The sequence below is a fragment of the Pedobacter sp. AK017 genome, assembly GCF_014200825.1.
Taxonomy (GTDB): domain Bacteria; phylum Bacteroidota; class Bacteroidia; order Sphingobacteriales; family Sphingobacteriaceae; genus Pedobacter; species Pedobacter heparinus.
In genome coordinates, this window is the sequence record NZ_JACHCW010000003.1 from 265,582 (window position 1) to 281,902 (window position 16,321).

Below are 16,321 nucleotides of genomic sequence, written 5' to 3' on the forward strand. Positions count from 1 at the left end.
ACATGGGAAATATTGTAGAATTTGTGGGGAATACACCCCTGGTAGAGATCAGTAAATTGAATCCAAACCCTGATGTAAGGATATTTGCAAAGCTTGAAGGAAATAACCCGGGTGGAAGTGTAAAAGACAGGGCCGCATTAAACATGATCCGCAGTGCAATGGAACGTGGCGAAATTAAAAAAGGAACAAAGTTAATTGAAGCAACAAGTGGGAATACAGGTATAGCACTGGCCATGATTGCCAGTATTTATGACCTGGAGATTGAGCTGGTTATGCCGGCAAGCTCTACCCGTGAACGGACATTGACTATGGAAGCTTTTGGTGCTAAAGTAACTTTATTAGAATCTATAGAGGTATGCCGCGACTATGCGGAAGAACAGCGCCATAAGAACGGCTACTTTTTACTGGACCAGTTTGCCAATCCCGATAATTATCTGGCCCATTATAAAACTACCGGACCGGAAATCTGGCGCGATACCAATCAGCAGATTACCCACTTTGTAAGTTCTATGGGTACTACCGGCAGTATTATGGGCAATTCTATGTTTTTAAAGGAACAGAATCCCAATATACAGATTATTGGTTGTCAGCCAACCGAAGAATCTTCTATACCGGGCATCAGGCGTTGGCCGGCTGCTTATCTGCCAAAAATATTTGATGCAAGCAGGGTAGACCGCATAATGGATGTTTCACAGCAGGAAGCTACAGAGAAGGCACGTGAACTGGCCAGAGTTGAAGGGATTTTTGCCGGAATGAGCAGCGGAGGAGCACTGGCTTGTTCATTGAACTTGGCAAATGAACTGAAATCGGGCATGATTGTATTTATTGCTTGTGACCGTGGCGACAGATATTTGAGCAGCGACTTGTTTGGATAGGCTTAATCTGCTATTTTTGGTTATACGATGAAGCTACTACAGAGATTATTTTTACTATTCCTTTTTATTTGTGTTACTACTGTTGCATTAGCACAAACCAGTGCAGAGCTTAGAAGAAATAAAGAAGCCATACAACGGGAAATCGATTTGTTGCAAAGGAACCTTAATGAAACTTCGAGCACTAAAAGGCTTACCATGGGCCAGATCAGGGCTATTAACTCGAAGATCAGGCTGATGCAGAATAAAATTTCGATCATTAATTCTGAAGTTAAAAACCTGGATAACCAGATCCATGAAAATACGAACGAAGTTCATTCTTTAAAAAGTCAGCTTGGCCAGTTAAAAAACGAATATGCAGGAATGGTACGGTTTGCCCAGCGCAACAGGAATGCTTATGAAAAGATGATGTTTATTTTTGCATCTGATAATTTTAACCAGGCCTATAAAAGAATTAAATATTTCCAGCAATTTGGGCAATACCGTAAAAAACAAGCTGACTATATACAGGGTACCCAGAAAAAGATAGAATACAAAATTGTGGTATTGGATAAAAACCTGAAAGAGAAAAGCAATTTATTGACAGAACAGCAGCAGGAGAAAGTAAAACTGGGCAAAAATAAAACAGAACAGGCCCAGATGCTGAACCAGATCAGCCGTCAGGAAAAACAATTCAGACAGGACATTGCAGCGCGTAAACGTAAACAGGCTGAAATTGACCGGGCCATCAGATCGGCCATACAGCGTGAAATTGAACTGGCCCGAAAAAAAGCTGAAGAAGAAGAACGGCTTGCCGCTCAAAAGGCTATAGCAGAAGGCCGGCCTGTGCCTGTAGCAAAAGAAAAAACGAACAGTAGTTATTTGACGGCTTCACCTGAATCGGCAAAACTATCTGCTGGTTTTGAAAATAACAGGGGCCGGTTGCCATGGCCTGTTGGACAGTATTCTATTGTAGAGCGGTTTGGTAACCACACAGAAGGGCAGGCCAACTATACCAATGATGGGATCAATATTTTAACAGAACAGGGAGCTGCAGTGAAAGCCGTATTTGAAGGGGAAGTTTTATTTGTACGGGAATTATATGGCACCTATATCGTAGCATTAAGGCACGGGGATTATTTTACCATTTATCAGAATTTAAAAACGGTTAGTGTAGCCAAAGGCAATAAGGTGGAAACCAAACAAACGTTAGGTGTGGTTGCTTCAAAAGAAGATGGCCCTGTTTTGCATTTTGAGATCATGAGGGGGCAGACCAAACTGAATCCTGAAGCCTGGATTGCTAAATAGTTTTAACAATTAAGCTACCACCACCAGTTCCCCAACATACAAGCTATCCCCCTGCAATTTTCCATTGGCCGAAGCAAAGCTCATGTAGCAATGCACCTTGTCACCCGGAAAATCTACAGGCAATTGGATTACAAAACTTTGGGCATACCGGTTCACTTTGCCCTGTAAAATAACCGCCATGTCCTTCACAGGATGATACACCAGAAAACTGCCCAGATCGGTATACTGGCAATAGGCCGACTGCTTCTGGGCCTGCCAGCTAAAAGTAATCTTTCCATCAGCTGAGCTTACCTGCGCCCCTTCAGGGCCAACCACATGCCCCCTGCTGTACACCATTTTTGGATAGTTGATCAAAAAACTGTCGCCATCTTTAACAAAAGCCCGGTCGGCATTGTAAGAATAAGCTTCATTTACCGGGCTGTTGTGCTTTACATAAGCCTTAAAACCTACATTTACCAACAGCTTAATTCTTTTTAAAAAGCTATTCAGCAGGCCAAACTTAAGGCGCGCCTCCGTTTGCGCCGGCGTAGGCGGCTTATTGCTCGTATGCGGAAGAGGGAGCAGCAGATCCTGGCCCATATGGTGGCGGCCAACTGCCGGCCCTACTTTATTGCGGAAGGGACCAAGGATCCCCGATCTTTGTATACCCATGCTTATGAATTTAAGGTTTCAGCTGTTTCGGGGTTAAAATACCCGGTATAGGTACTGTCAGCCAGCTGTTTCCTGTTGGCAGCAATAAAAGAGATATAGGTTTCGATGTATTTACCCTGCATACTAGGCGGAATTTCCAGCACATCACTGCCCGATAGCCTGCTGTTGCCAAAAAGGTTAAAGTATACCTTTTCCTCTGTAGGGAAATAGGCCAGCATCATCACCTGGTCGGTAGCTTCAGGCCAGGGCATTTCCGGGTCGGTATCCCAGCTGTACTGCAAGCCAATTTCGGTTGGCGTTACCAGCCAGTTTTGTGCAGGCATTAAAGGACCTGTGCTCACCTGGAGGCGGTCGTAAGCAATTTCCAGATCGGGATATATTCCTTTGATGATGTTCTTTTTGTTGGCTTTGGTGGCTTCGTTAAAAGCATTGTCCTTAGTTTTAATGGCAGCTACGCTAAAGCCCGTATTGATGAAGCCCTTCAAACGGCTGAGCACTGCGCTGCACATTTTGGTTGCCAGCCTGGATTCGAGTTGTAATAAAGTAGGAGGTTTGGTGGTTTTACCAATTAAACGCGATACATTTTTGCCATTCAGCATGTAATACACCACATTCCCTAATTTGCCCTTGTGGTTGCCACCAGGGCCGTTTTCTGCAATAGCCATCGCTAATATTTGGTTAGATTTCTTATCACCTTCAATGACAGGCGATTATAAAGATAGCATTAAATCAAGAGAAGTCTTACTAAAGGGTTTTATATGACGATATAGTGACAATTAAATAATTATAATATGAATACATAATTATGATACTGTTAAAATACCCTTGAGATACCGTTGGAATACCATATAGGGTATTTCAACGGTATCTCAAGGGTAAGTAAAAGGTAACTTAAAGATATTTTAATTCTGTATTCATTATGTTTTAATATTGTTATTACTATATCTTTATATGCTACCCTGTAAGAGGGCATTAGAATGGGTAGGGCATAACAGAGAAAAGCCTTACCTTTGTGTAAAAAAGTAAATGCTTGAAATTGTATATCAGGACGACCATTTAATTGCCATCAATAAACCACATGGATTACTGGTACACCGGTCATCGATAGCCAATGATGCGAAAGAGTTTGCATTACAGTTGCTCAGAGACCAGGTAAACAGGCATGTTAGCCCAGTACACCGACTGGACAGGAAAACCGGGGGATTATTGCTTTTCGCTTTTGAGAAGGATGTGGAAACCGCAATGCAGCAGAAATTTATGAATGGGGAAGTACAAAAAAAATACCTGGCTGTACTGCGTGGTTATGCACCCGATCAGATGGCTATCGATTATCCGCTTGCCAAAGAGAACGGGACGATACAGGAGGCATTTACTGCTTTTGTTACTTTAAAGCGTGCAGAGCTGGATATTGCTTTTGGAAAGCATCCTACTTCCAGGTATTCGCTGGTTGAGGCCAGTCCAACAACAGGACGTATGCACCAGCTGCGCAAGCACTTTGCACATATATTCTATCCGATAATAGGGGACCGTAAACATGGCTGTAACAAGCAGAATAAATTTTTTAAAGAAACCTGGGATATGACTACAATGTTGCTCCACGCATCGGAATTGACGTTTTTGCACCCGGTTACCGGTAAACAAGTGCAGCTGAAGGCTTCGGTACAGACCGAATTTTTGAGGGTGATGGACTTGATGAAATGGTAAAAGCTTTTAGACATAAAAAGAGTTATCCACAGGAGTTGGGATAAACAAGAATTCTATTCTTTTGCTGCTTAAGGAGTTATAAAAAAGGTCAGATTTTCCCTCCGAATGTTGGTAAATTTTACCATCTTCGCATCCCCAACAACAAGGTTTACCTGTTGTTTTATTATTAACAAAACCATAAAATATTAAAGAAAAATATGCAAATCACTTGTACACAAGTATGGAATAACTGTCTCCAGATTATAAAGGATAATATCCCGGCCCAGAGCTTCAAAACCTGGTTCGAACCGATATCTGCCCTTAAGCTGGAAGACAAGGTTTTAACTGTGCAGGTACCCAGCTTATTTTTCTACGAATGGCTGGAAGAACATTATGTAGGCCTGTTGCGTAAAACAGTAAAGCAGCAGCTGGGTGATGAAGGCAGGCTGGAATACAATATAGTGGTAGACAAATCGAGTAACGGAGCTTTGCCGTATACAACTAATATGCCATCTAACGGAAATGGTGCAGGCAACAAGAAACAGTCTATGCCAGTTCCGGTAAACATCAACAGGGACATCAAAAATCCGTTTGTGATTCCAGGGCTGAAGAAAATGAACGTAGATCCACAATTGAACCCTGGTTATACATTTGAAGCTTATGTTGAGGGCGACTGTAATCGTTTGGCACGCTCGGCCGGACATGCTGTAGCAGCTAAGCCTGGTGCTACCTCATTCAATCCCCTGATGATTTATGGTTCTTCAGGTTTAGGGAAAACCCACCTGGCCCAGGCCATCGGTAACGAGATCAGGAGAAACCTGCCGGATAAACTGGTGATCTATGTGTCATGTGAGAAGTTTTGCCAGCAATTTGTTGAATCGTTAAAGAACAACACCATTAATGATTTTGTGAACTTTTACCAGGCTATGGATGTGATCATCATGGATGATGTACATAACTTTGCAGGCAAAGAAAAAACACAGGATATCTTTTTCCATATTTTTAACCATTTGCATCAGTCGGGCAAGCAGATCATCATTACTTCTGATAAGGCGCCTAAAGATTTGTCAGGATTGGAAGAAAGGTTGTTGAGCCGTTTTAAATGGGGGCTTTCTGCAGATTTGCAGGTACCTGAACTGGAAACAAGAATTGCCATCCTAAGAAAAAAAATGTATGCTGATGGCATAGATTTACCTGATGAAGTGGTAGAGTACGTAGCACATAATATTGATAATAATGTTCGGGAACTGGAAGGGGCAATGGTTTCTTTACTGGCCCAATCGACCATGAACAGGAAGGAAATAGATTTGCAACTGGCTAAATCTATGCTCAAAAATTTCATTAAAAATACAACTAAAGAGGTTTCCATTGATTACATACAGAAACTGGTTTGTGACTATTTTGAAGTTCCGGTTCATTTGCTTAAAGCGCCAACCCGTAAACGTGAGGTAGTGCAGGCCCGCCAGATTTCGATGTACCTGGCCAAAGGCATGACCAAAAGCTCTTTAAAAACCATTGGTGCATTTTTTGGAGGGCGAGACCACTCTACAGTGATTTATGCCTGCCAAACTGTAGAAGACCTGATACAGACGGATAAGAAATTCAGGGCTTATGTAAATGACATTGAGAAGAAATTAAAAATGAACTAATGTTTGTTTTAGCGTAAATGCAACAGGATCAGAATGATCGGAAAGAGGGGCTAGGTTTTGATGAAAAACTTTCAAAAAAAGTTTGGACGATTAAAGGAGAATATTACCTTTGCAGCGCAAAAAAGCCATAATGATGGCCCGCTCGTCTACCGGTTAGGACGCCAGATTTTCATTCTGGAAATAGGGGTTCGATTCCCCTGCGGGCTACAAAATAAATATACAAAGAGCTAATTTTATGATTAGCTCTTTTGTTTTTTAATATGATTTTTCTTGTCCTGAGGATGTGGCCTATATTTTCTTCCATAAAATAATCAGGTATATATGCTTTTTGGCTACAACAAACTTCGTTTTGGCTACATCTGCCTTTTAGATACTTCACATCTTTGTATCATTAAAATGATTAAATTATGAAAGTATTTGTAACAGGCGCTTCGGGTTTTGTAGGGTCGGCGGTAGTAAAGGAACTTATCCATTCAGGGCATCAGGTAATAGGGCTTGCCCGTTCGGAGAAATCAGCTAAATCTATTCATGAAACTGGCGCCGAAGTATTGATGGGCAGCCTGGAGGATCTGGACGTATTGCAACAGGGAGCCTTGCAGGCAGACGGTATCATTCATACTGCTTTTATCCACGATTTCAATCAATATGCCAAAGCAAATGATACAGATAAAGCGGCCATTAATGCGATGGGTAATGTATTAATCGGGACTGAAAAGCCCATCATTATAACCGCAGGCATTTTAGGCTTACCTAAATCAAATGGTTTTATTACTGAAAATGATAAGGCACGAAACTCGCCGAGAAGTTCAGAAATCACCGCTTTGGCATTGGCAGAAAAAGGGCTGAATGCTTCAGTGATACGTTTATCACCTTCAGTTCATGATGCTGATGATAAAGGTTTCATTCCGTTTATCATACAGCAGGCTCAAAAAAATGGTGTCTCTGCTTATCCTTTAGATGGCAGCAATCATTGGCCGGCAGTACATCGTATGGATGCCGCAACAATTTTCCGTTTGGCATTGGAACGGGCTGCTAAGGGAGCTTTATATAATGCTGTAGCCGATAATGGTATTCCGGTAAAAGCAATTGCCGAGCTAATTGCTCATAAACTTAAACTTCCTTTGGTTTCCTTGTCAGGAGATGATCTGACCAAACATTTTGAATGGATGAGTGGTTTTATCAGTTTCGATAGTCCGGCTACAAACCTTGTAACACAGAGGCAATTGGGCTGGAAGCCAATCCATATTGGCTTGTTAGAAGACATGGAACAAAATTATTTCAATTAAAAAAGTCGAACTTTAATAAAAAAATTAAACAAATGAAAACAAGCAGCAAGATTGCCCTGGTTACTGGTGGAAGCCGTGGTTTGGGAAGAAATATAGCTTTGGCTATTGCTAAAAAGGGACTGGATGTTATGATTACCTATAACAGTAATAAGGAAGCAGCAGATGAAGTGGTAGCGGCCATTGAAAAAACCGGACAAAAAGCGAAAGCTTTTCAGCTGGATACCAGCAACACAAGACTTTTTGACGGTTTTATAAATGAGTTGACCGCTTACCTGAATCAAACTTACGAAAATCCAAACCTCGACTTCTTGGTAAACAATGCAGGAACAGCTTTGTATGCCCCGGCAACAGATACTACAGAAGAACAATTGGATGCCATTTTTAATATCCATTACAAAGGAGTGTTTTTTTTAATTCAGAAAATATTGCCTTTTATCAATGAGGGGGGTGGAATTGTAAACATATCTTCCGGACTTACACGAATTACTATGCCGGGATCTTCTGTGTATGGTTCTTTGAAAGCTGCAGTGGAAACGCTTACAAGATATTTGGCGAAAGAACTGGGACCAAAGAAAATACGTGTCAATGTGTTGGCTCCCGGTGCTATTGAAACTGATTTCGGCGGCGGTCGTGTTCGGGACAATAAAGATATAAACGAGCAAATTGCCGGTTTTACAGCTTTGGGGCGTGTTGGTGTGCCGGACGATATCGGGGGTGTTGTCGCCTTTTTGTGTAGTGATGAGGCCGGTTGGATCAATGGTCAACGTATAGAAGTTTCCGGCGGACAAGCCTTATAACCATGCCAAGAAGAATAAAGACCATCAGTGAGTTTCATAAATTGAGAGGGCTTCCACAACCGGAGCATCCCCTGATTAGTGTGATTGATTACGGTTCGGTTGCTCATGTATCTGAACAAACGGAAAGTTTTGTGTTTGACTTCTATTCTATTTCTTTGAAACGGGGGGTGGGAAAAATGCGATACGGACAGCAAGAATACGACTTTGATGGAGGTGTGATGTATTTTATGGCCCCCGGACAGGTGCTGACTGTAGAACCCGGACAAAACTCAAAAGAGCAACGCTCTGGCTGGATATTGAAAGTACATCCCGACCTTTTATGGAATACGCCCCTGGCAAAAATTATCAGTCAATACGAGTTTTTTGATTATTCGGTACACGAGGCTTTGTTTCTGTCAGATAAGGAAGAAGAGATTCTCAATGGCATCGTTACCAATATCAGACAGGAATACGGAAACAATATTGACAAGTTCAGTCATAATATTATTGTTTCGCAGATTGAAACTTTGCTCAATTACGCTGAACGGTTTTATCAGCGGCAATTTATTACCCGAAAAAAATCAGGTCATCAGGTACTCGAAAAAATGGAAGCCGTATTGGATAACTATTTCAATGATGTTGATGCGCCAAAAGGATTACCTTCGGTACAATACGTTTCTGACCAGCTGCATGTTTCCAAAGGGTATCTGGCTTCTTTACTCAAATCGCTTACCGGGTTGAACACCCAGCAGCATATCCACGAAAAGCTGATAGAGAAAGCGAAGATAAAACTCTCGACAACCGACCTTTCAGTATCACAAATAGCTTATGAACTGGGCTTTGAACACCCACAAAGTTTTAGTAAGCTATTTAAGAATAAAACCAATTTATCACCTTTGGAATTTAAGAATTCTTTTAACTGACTAAAGTTTTTGACTACTAAGGATATACCAAATCATGGCATTAGCTTTCTACTAAAGAAATCGGCAACTGCCTGGTTAACTTTCATTACATTTTCATATTTCATCCAGTGATGGGTGTCGTCAACAATAACAAGCGAGCTGACCTCAATGCCTTTTTCCAGAAGTCTTTTGTTCAGGTCGGTACTCTGGCTGAAATGCACGTTGCGGTCGTCATCGCCATGGATGAGCATCACCGGAGATGTCCAGCCGCCGATATGGGCAACGGGGGATGATTCCCATATGGTTTTTAAGGCCAGTTCGGCATCTGGTGCTTTTTCGAAACGTTCGGGCATGCGGCGGTCATTGTCGAGGGTAAGATCGCCCATACTGTGTATACTTACACCGGCTGCAAAAAGTTTTGAATCTTTAGCCAGCGCCATATTGGTCAGATAGCCACCATAGGAGCCACCGTAAACTCCGATCCTGCTGGCATCAATGTTTTGCTGCTTGCTGAGCCAGAGGCCTGCTGATTTAATGTCCTGATATTCTGCGGCGCCTTTGGTACCACAATTGGGGGCGTTCTGGAATTCATATCCATAACCGATACCCATGCGGTAATTCACGGAAAGTACGGTAAAGCCTAAACTGGCCAGGTACTGGTTCATGGCATAGGCATTGGTATAGTACTCGGAATAGTTCCAGCCCAGTAACATCTGCCTGGAAGGTCCGCCGTGGATGTAAATGATGGCCGGTTTTTTTTGTGCTTTTCCTTTTCCTTCAAAGAGCTGCGCATGGATCAGCAAACCATCCGGAGCATGAAAAAATACTTGTTTTGGTGCGGTCAATAGTGATGTTGGAAAGCTAGCGGGTATATTTTCTTTAGCTACCAGTTTAATTTCCTTATTGAACTGTTTTAATTTATCCAATTGAATAACTGCCGGCAATGGTGGTTGTTGCCCGATAGAGGTAATGAAGGTGATATATTTTGAGTCTCCGGTAATTGCAGGCGTCCATTCCAGGTTCGTACCTTCACTTATCACCTCCATTGCTGCTTTGTTTACAGGCACACGAGCGATATGACGCCGGTCTATATCTTTGGAATCTTTGCCCGTATTGGCACTAAAGTAAAGCCATTTCTTATCTGGGCTCAAAACGATATGTTCGGCCATGAATTCCCCTGGGGTAAGTAATAAAGCGGGCCCGCCAGCGGCTGGAATACTGTAGAGATGAGACCAGCCGTCCTGGGCAGAGACGAACAGGATCCGGTTGCCGGTACCCCAGTTTAAATTGGTGCCGCCCTGGGTGGTAGGCGGCGATCCTGCAAGGGTCTGTGGGGCTTTCCATACCTGTCTGGCTTCCATGGTTTTCAGGTCGGTATTCCAGATGGCCCATGGTTGATGTTTTCTGCTTAAAATAGAATCTGTTGCTCCGCCACGTCCTGGTGTACGGACAAATGCCAGTTGGTCTCCGTCTGGTGACCATCGGGGCGACCTGTCGCGGTTAAAGGAGGGAGAAAGCCATTTTATCGCCGTGTTCTTGTCGGTATAAATACCGATAAAGGAGTGGTCGCTCCTGTTGGACACAAATGCAATGGCATTGCCTTTTGGTGACCATTGCATTTCTCCTGTAATGCCATTTGCCTGGAACAGTTGTTTTGCTAAGGGTTCAGCAGCCAGGCTGGCTATCCATGCCTGTCCTTTCCTGGTAAAAAGCACCTGGTCGCTTTTAGGTGATAGGATCGGGTTTTCTCCTTCTCCGATTACGATATGTTGTTTGCCATCAAAGCTCAGTGCGTGTATCTGTACTTTTGGAGGTTCGGGGCTGGCATTTACATTTACTGGTGCCTCATCGTTCCAGTTGGAACCATGATCGCCCCCCCTTAAAAACACAACCCAGTTTCCATCGGCAGAAATAGAGAGGCTACTGATTTCCTGACCATCATCTTCATTGTAATCTGTAAGTTTTCTTGCTTTAAAATCGGGTGCTTCTGCGACATATACATTTCGTTTCCCTTGCTCGTCAAATGCCCATGCTATTTTGTTGCCAGTGGCGGCAGCAGTAAGACTTGTAGGAAACGGATAGCTTTTTACATCACGAAGACTAAGGGTTTGTGCGTGAATGAGGCAGGCACTGCAAAGCCCTATTATGGAAAGCAAGGTAAATAAAGATAATTTTTTCATAGTTAACTTACAAGGGTGAAAAATGCATTAAAAACGTGTTTTTTTCTTCAAAAATCAGTTCAATCTATTAAAATTAATTACAGAAGAAAAAAAATAATACAATTTTTTATTATTTATTGGTAAATCTTTTAATATATAATTATATTGTATTCGAGAATTAACTGCATATAAACCTGCAAAAACCGGCATTAAGCAGCTCTCAGGTTTGTTCTGCTATTTTTTAACGCTAAACCCGACAATAAGAACCAGAAACCACAATAACATCTTACCCCATTTGATTCAATAACCAATAATCGAGCAAAGATTTTTATATAAACGATCAATAAACTACTAAACTAAATCATTATGAAAAGAAAGTTTACATTGAGTATTTTATTACTTCTTTTTTTATGGGTCGCATCTGTTACGGCACAAACAAAAGATGTAAGCGGACGGGTTACCGCCTCTGACGACGGCAGCCCTTTACCTGGAGTAAGCATTAAAGTTAAAGGAACCTCAACTGGCGCAACAACGAATGCACTGGGAAATTTCAAAATCCAGGTATCTGGTAATAACCAGATATTGGTGGTTAGTTATGTTGGATATCTTACCAAAGAAATACCCGTTGGCAATCAGTCTATTATTAATGTTGTACTTGCCGTGGATAGCAAGCAACTGACAGAAGTAGTGGTTACTGCGTTGGGTATTAAACGTGACCAGAGGTCGCTGGGGTACACTGCACAATCGGTAAGCGGATCGGAACTGACTGCAAATAAACAGACCAATGTGGTAAATGCGCTGCAAGGCAAAGTTGCCGGTGTAACAATCGGTAGTACCGGCGGTGCACCAGGTCAGGGTTCCAGAATCCAGATAAGGGGGGTAAACTCAATTGACCCGGCCAGAGATAACCAGCCTTTATTTGTAATTGATGGTATTTTAATGGATAACAGCACGTCAACTCAGGGGGATGCCTATGGTGCGAGTAACCGGGCGGTGGACCTGAACCCCGATGATATTGAATCTATGAACATCCTTCGTGGCGGTGCTGCAACTGCATTATACGGATTGAGGGGAGCGAATGGAGTTGTTGTAATTACTACCAAATCCGGAAAAGCGGGTACCATTAAAATTGACTACCAGGGCACTTACGGATTTGAAAATGTAAATACCATGCCTGAGATACAGGACAAGTTTAGCCAAGGCTTTTTAGGAGTATACAATAAGGATGATTTCTGGCCTTCTTTTGGGCCGACAGTGGAAGAAGCTAAGAAACTTGATCCTACACATCCTGATAAGCTGTACAACCATTTTAAAGATGCTTTTACCACCGGTAGCCAGTACAGAAATGGGATAAGCATTTCTGGTGGTTCTGAAAAAATTACTTTTTTAACCTCTCTTTCTCAGAGCCAGCAAAAGGGGGTTTTGCCTTCAACAGATTTTAAAACCCTGCAAGGGCGCTTGAATACTACTTTTAAGCCGAGTGAAAAGCTTAGTGCAGGTGCTTCTATTGCTGTAAGCAATACAGGTGGCAATAAATATAATGCAGGAAGATATGTAGAGCAATTGGTTTACTGGTCGCCGCGTCATGATGTGAATGATTATTTGGAAGACAATGGTACGATGCGGTCGTATGGGGAGACCACCAATCCAAGGTATGCTGCAGAAAGTAAACGTTTTGGTGATGATGTACTGCGCTTGATCGGTAGCGCAAATTTATCATATCAGCCCTTAAAATGGCTGAACTTAAGTTATCGTGCAGGGGTTGATACTTATCGTGATAACAGGAAAACAACCGCACCTGGATTTCAGGGCTTAGTTGGTGAACGTCTGGTTGACGACAATGGTTCTGACGCTGCTCCCGGTTATGGTCTAATCAGCAATTATACCAATCAGTTTCGCAGTATCAACAGTACCTTTATTGCAAGCGCCGAGGGAAAATTATCCAGCGATTTAACCGGTACTTTGCGACTAGGCCACGACTTATATGACAGGCACATTTACAGGACCGCGATAGAAGGATCTGATCTAACGGTGTATAACTTCTTTAGCTTAAGTAATGCAAAGGTTCTGACTGCCGGTACTTATGATGAAAAATACCGGTTAATGGGTGTATTTGGTGAGCTATCGTTAAATTATAAAGATTATTTGTATTTAACTTTAACAGGCAGAAATGACAAATCCTCATCACTGGCCAGTCCAAATAACACTTTCTTTTATCCATCGGCTAGTTTAAGTTATATTTTTTCTGACCATATCAAACTTCCGGCGGCAATCAGTAACGCCAAATTTAAATTTTCTTATGCCAGAATTGGTAAAGATGCCGCACCATATGCAACCAGCCTTGGATATGCCAATTATACGGGCCTTCCTACAGGCTATACCGGGTTTACCAGACCTGCACAACTCGGTGATCCAACGCTGAAACCGGAGTTTACTGATACTTACGAAGGCGGTTTGAGCATGCGGCTTTTCAGTAACAGAATTGGATTTGACGTAAATTATTACCATTCTTTAAGTACAGACCAGATTATCAGTGTGCCGGTATCTACAACTACTGGTTATGCAACTGCTGCCATTAATGCGGGAAGTATGCGTAACAAAGGTATAGAGGTAAGTGTTTCCGGCACTCCGGTTAAAACGACCGACTTTTCATGGGAAACTACGTTGAATTTCTCGGCGAACCGTAACAAAGTAGTTTCTTTAAGATCTGATCTTAAAGAGATTGTTGCTGCTGATGAGCATGGTTACTTGAACGCACGTGTAACGATGAAATTGATACCTGGTGAGGCTTACGGAACTTTATATGGCACCGAATATAAACGTTATTTCTCTCCGGAAGAAATTGCAGCAGGTTTAGATAAATCATCTGAAGCCAGTGATCCTTCCAGGCCGTTGTTAATTGGCGCAGATGGATTCCCCATCATTGGCGTTTCCTCGGACCAGAAAAAACTGGGAAATGTGCAGCCCCGTTGGATAGGCGGTTGGAACAATACTTTCCGTTATAAAAACCTTTCTTTAAATGTGTTGTTTGATGCCAGGGTAGGCCAAGACCGCTATAATCAACTTGGGAATTATTTTTCTGCTTTTGGAATAGCGAAGTATACAGAGAACAGAACTGAACATAAGCTTTTTGAAGGTTTGCTGGCCAATGGTACCCCAAATACCAAAGAGGTATGGCTTGGTCAAGGAATTGATCCAGCTACAGGCATTAACTATGGAAATGGTTACTATAGAAATGTACATAGAGGTGTTTCTGAAACCTTTATCGAAGATGCTTCATGGGTAAGGCTGCGCTCTATGTCATTGGCGTATACACTTCCTAAAACATGGATAAAGAACAGCTTTGTTAAAAATGTAAATGTATCGGTTACAGGTAACAACTTATTTCTGTGGACTGGATATGATGGCTTTGATCCGGAAAGTACCACTACCAATAGTGGATCAAATGTCGAAGGTTTTGCCGGTATGACTTATCCTGCGGTGCGCAGCTTCCTGTTCTCATTAAATGTTGGTTTTTAAGTATAACGACTATGAAAAGAAATAATATATTTTCGATCTTTATCCTGCTTGTGAGCATTGCAGCTATCAATACAGGATGTAAAAAGTATTTTGATCAGAACGAAAACCCTAATCTGGTGCAAAACCCTCCGATCAATGCCATGCTTTCTACAGCAACGCAAAAGGCCGCTTTAAATACACAGCGCTTTGCCAGCTTTAACAATTATTATGCGCAGTACCTGGCCAGCCCCTCAGCAAATGGTGCAACTGATACCTATCAGATCACAGATAATACCACACAATGGAACAATGCTTATTATGCGATGGCCGATCTGGCTGATATGATTGGTAAGGCCCAGGCTGCCGGTGCTACAGAGCACTTAGGTGTGGCGCAGTTACTGATGGCTTACACGCTGGGCCTGGTTGCCGATACCTGGGGCAGCGCTCCGTATACTGATGCTTTTGCTACAAGCGGTTCGCTTACCCCTAAATACGATTCGGAAGAAGCTTTGTACCAAACCTCTCTTAACCTGATCAATGAAAGTATAAACAACCTGAAATTGACTACTGCTACGATAAAACTAGATGCTACTTCAGATCTGATCCATGCGGGTGTAAGGGCAGACTGGTTAAGAACTGCCTACGGAATACAAGCCAGATTTTTGAACAAAATATCGAAAAAATCAACTTATAGTGCTGCAGCGGTATTGACGGCAGTTGACAATTCCTATCTTCCGGCTACGAAGGAAGCGTCTATGGCAGTATTCAGTGGAGTTAACCCATGGGCACAGGTAGCGATAAATAATGCGGGTAATTTATTGGATGGCTGGTTGTCTGAGAACTTTGTTAACCATATGAACGGGACAACTTACGGTTTATTTGATCCTCGTCTGGCAAAAATCACAGATAAAACTGTAGATGGAATATACATTGGTACGCGTAATGGTGAAGGTAACAGACCAAATACAGGAGCTAATACCTTGCGTAATGAAAATTACGTGAGTTTGAGCAGCCCGCTGACTAACAGAACTTCACCGTTGTATATTTTCACTTATGCGGAACTTAAATTTATAGAAGCTGAAGCGGCTTTCCGCTTAGGGGCAAGCGGCAGAACCAGAGCCTATCAGGCTTACCTTGCCGGTATCCGCTCCAATATGGACAGACTACAGGTGCTTCTGGCAGACAGGGAGGCTTATGTGAACAGTACAACTGTTAGTGTAGGCGAAGCAAACTTAACATTAGCATTAATTTTCAAAGAGAAATACGCTGCATCTTATTTAAGTCCTGAATCCTGGAATGACATGAGGAGGTTTGATTACCAGTATAAGAATTTCAGGCTTCCGCTGGGAGCAGTTTTACCTACTTTTATCAGAAGAGTGGCATATCCTGCTTCAGAGCGCTCAAAGAACGGTTCTAATGTACCAGCAGAAGTACCTTTGAGTACGCCGCTTTGGTGGGACAAACCATAGCTTTCCTATTGGGAGTTTAAACACCGGTTTTTGTATGCTTAATGCAACAAAAACCGGTGTTTAGCATTTATTTTCAACTGCAATAAATT

12 protein-coding genes and 1 tRNA gene are annotated in these 16,321 nt (G+C 42.3%); 10 read left to right on the forward strand and 3 right to left on the reverse strand.

Annotated features, from left to right (window positions below; genetic code table 11):
* Positions 1-2: 2 nt before the first annotated feature.
* Both cysM and HDC92_RS06145 read left to right on the forward strand, forming a co-directional pair.
* A complete protein-coding gene (gene cysM, locus HDC92_RS06140; RefSeq protein ID WP_183873049.1) occupies positions 3-875 on the forward strand; it encodes a cysteine synthase CysM in 873 nt (290 codons plus the stop codon).
* A gap of 27 nt (positions 876-902) precedes the next feature.
* Entirely contained in the window at positions 903-2,159 is a 1,257-nt protein-coding gene (locus HDC92_RS06145; RefSeq protein ID WP_015808177.1) for a murein hydrolase activator EnvC family protein, read from the forward strand.
* Positions 2,160-2,168: 9 nt separating this feature from the next.
* Here the strand turns inward: HDC92_RS06145 and HDC92_RS06150 are convergent, their stop codons facing one another.
* Together HDC92_RS06150 and HDC92_RS06155 are read right to left on the reverse strand one after the other, a co-directional pair.
* Positions 2,169-2,810, reverse strand: a complete 642-nt coding sequence (locus HDC92_RS06150; RefSeq protein ID WP_015808176.1) for a DUF6266 family protein — start codon at positions 2,808-2,810, stop codon at positions 2,169-2,171.
* Positions 2,811-2,812: 2 nt separating this feature from the next.
* The gene (locus HDC92_RS06155; RefSeq protein WP_183873051.1) at positions 2,813-3,475 is read right to left on the reverse strand and encodes a DUF6266 family protein; all 663 of its coding nucleotides are present in this window, start codon (positions 3,473-3,475) and stop codon (positions 2,813-2,815) included.
* A gap of 361 nt (positions 3,476-3,836) precedes the next feature.
* Between HDC92_RS06155 and HDC92_RS06160 the strand changes: the two genes are divergently transcribed.
* The 6 genes from HDC92_RS06160 to HDC92_RS06185 all read left to right on the forward strand — a co-directional run bounded on the left by HDC92_RS06160 (position 3,837) and on the right by HDC92_RS06185 (position 9,127).
* The gene (locus HDC92_RS06160; protein ID WP_015808174.1) at positions 3,837-4,514 is read left to right on the forward strand and encodes a pseudouridine synthase; all 678 of its coding nucleotides are present in this window, start codon (positions 3,837-3,839) and stop codon (positions 4,512-4,514) included.
* A 197-nt stretch (positions 4,515-4,711) separates the two neighbouring features.
* Complete coding sequence (gene dnaA / locus HDC92_RS06165; RefSeq protein ID WP_015808173.1) at positions 4,712-6,142, forward strand: chromosomal replication initiator protein DnaA; 1,431 nt, start codon at positions 4,712-4,714, stop codon at positions 6,140-6,142.
* A gap of 135 nt (positions 6,143-6,277) precedes the next feature.
* A tRNA-Glu gene (locus HDC92_RS06170) sits at positions 6,278-6,349 on the forward strand.
* Positions 6,350-6,549: 200 nt separating this feature from the next.
* The gene (locus HDC92_RS06175) at positions 6,550-7,428 is read left to right on the forward strand and encodes an SDR family oxidoreductase (RefSeq protein ID WP_183873053.1); all 879 of its coding nucleotides are present in this window, start codon (positions 6,550-6,552) and stop codon (positions 7,426-7,428) included.
* Between the two features lie 32 nt (positions 7,429-7,460).
* Positions 7,461-8,225, forward strand: coding sequence for an SDR family NAD(P)-dependent oxidoreductase (locus tag HDC92_RS06180; RefSeq protein ID WP_015808164.1), 765 nt, complete (start codon positions 7,461-7,463; stop codon positions 8,223-8,225).
* 2 nt (positions 8,226-8,227) lie between these two features.
* A complete protein-coding gene (locus HDC92_RS06185; protein WP_183873055.1) occupies positions 8,228-9,127 on the forward strand; it encodes an AraC family transcriptional regulator in 900 nt (299 codons plus the stop codon).
* A 32-nt stretch (positions 9,128-9,159) separates the two neighbouring features.
* Here HDC92_RS06185 and HDC92_RS06190 read toward each other — a convergent pair whose 3' ends face one another.
* Positions 9,160-11,286, reverse strand: coding sequence for a S9 family peptidase (locus HDC92_RS06190; protein WP_183873057.1), 2,127 nt, complete (start codon positions 11,284-11,286; stop codon positions 9,160-9,162).
* Between the two features lie 345 nt (positions 11,287-11,631).
* Here HDC92_RS06190 and HDC92_RS06195 point away from each other — a divergent pair, with 345 nt between their 5' ends.
* Both HDC92_RS06195 and HDC92_RS06200 read left to right on the forward strand, forming a co-directional pair.
* A complete protein-coding gene (locus tag HDC92_RS06195; RefSeq protein WP_183873059.1) occupies positions 11,632-14,784 on the forward strand; it encodes a SusC/RagA family TonB-linked outer membrane protein in 3,153 nt (1,050 codons plus the stop codon).
* 11 nt (positions 14,785-14,795) lie between these two features.
* Positions 14,796-16,232: a SusD/RagB family nutrient-binding outer membrane lipoprotein gene (locus HDC92_RS06200; protein ID WP_183873061.1), complete on the forward strand. Its 1,437-nt coding sequence runs from the start codon at positions 14,796-14,798 to the stop codon at positions 16,230-16,232.
* The last annotated feature ends 89 nt before the right edge of the window (positions 16,233-16,321 follow it).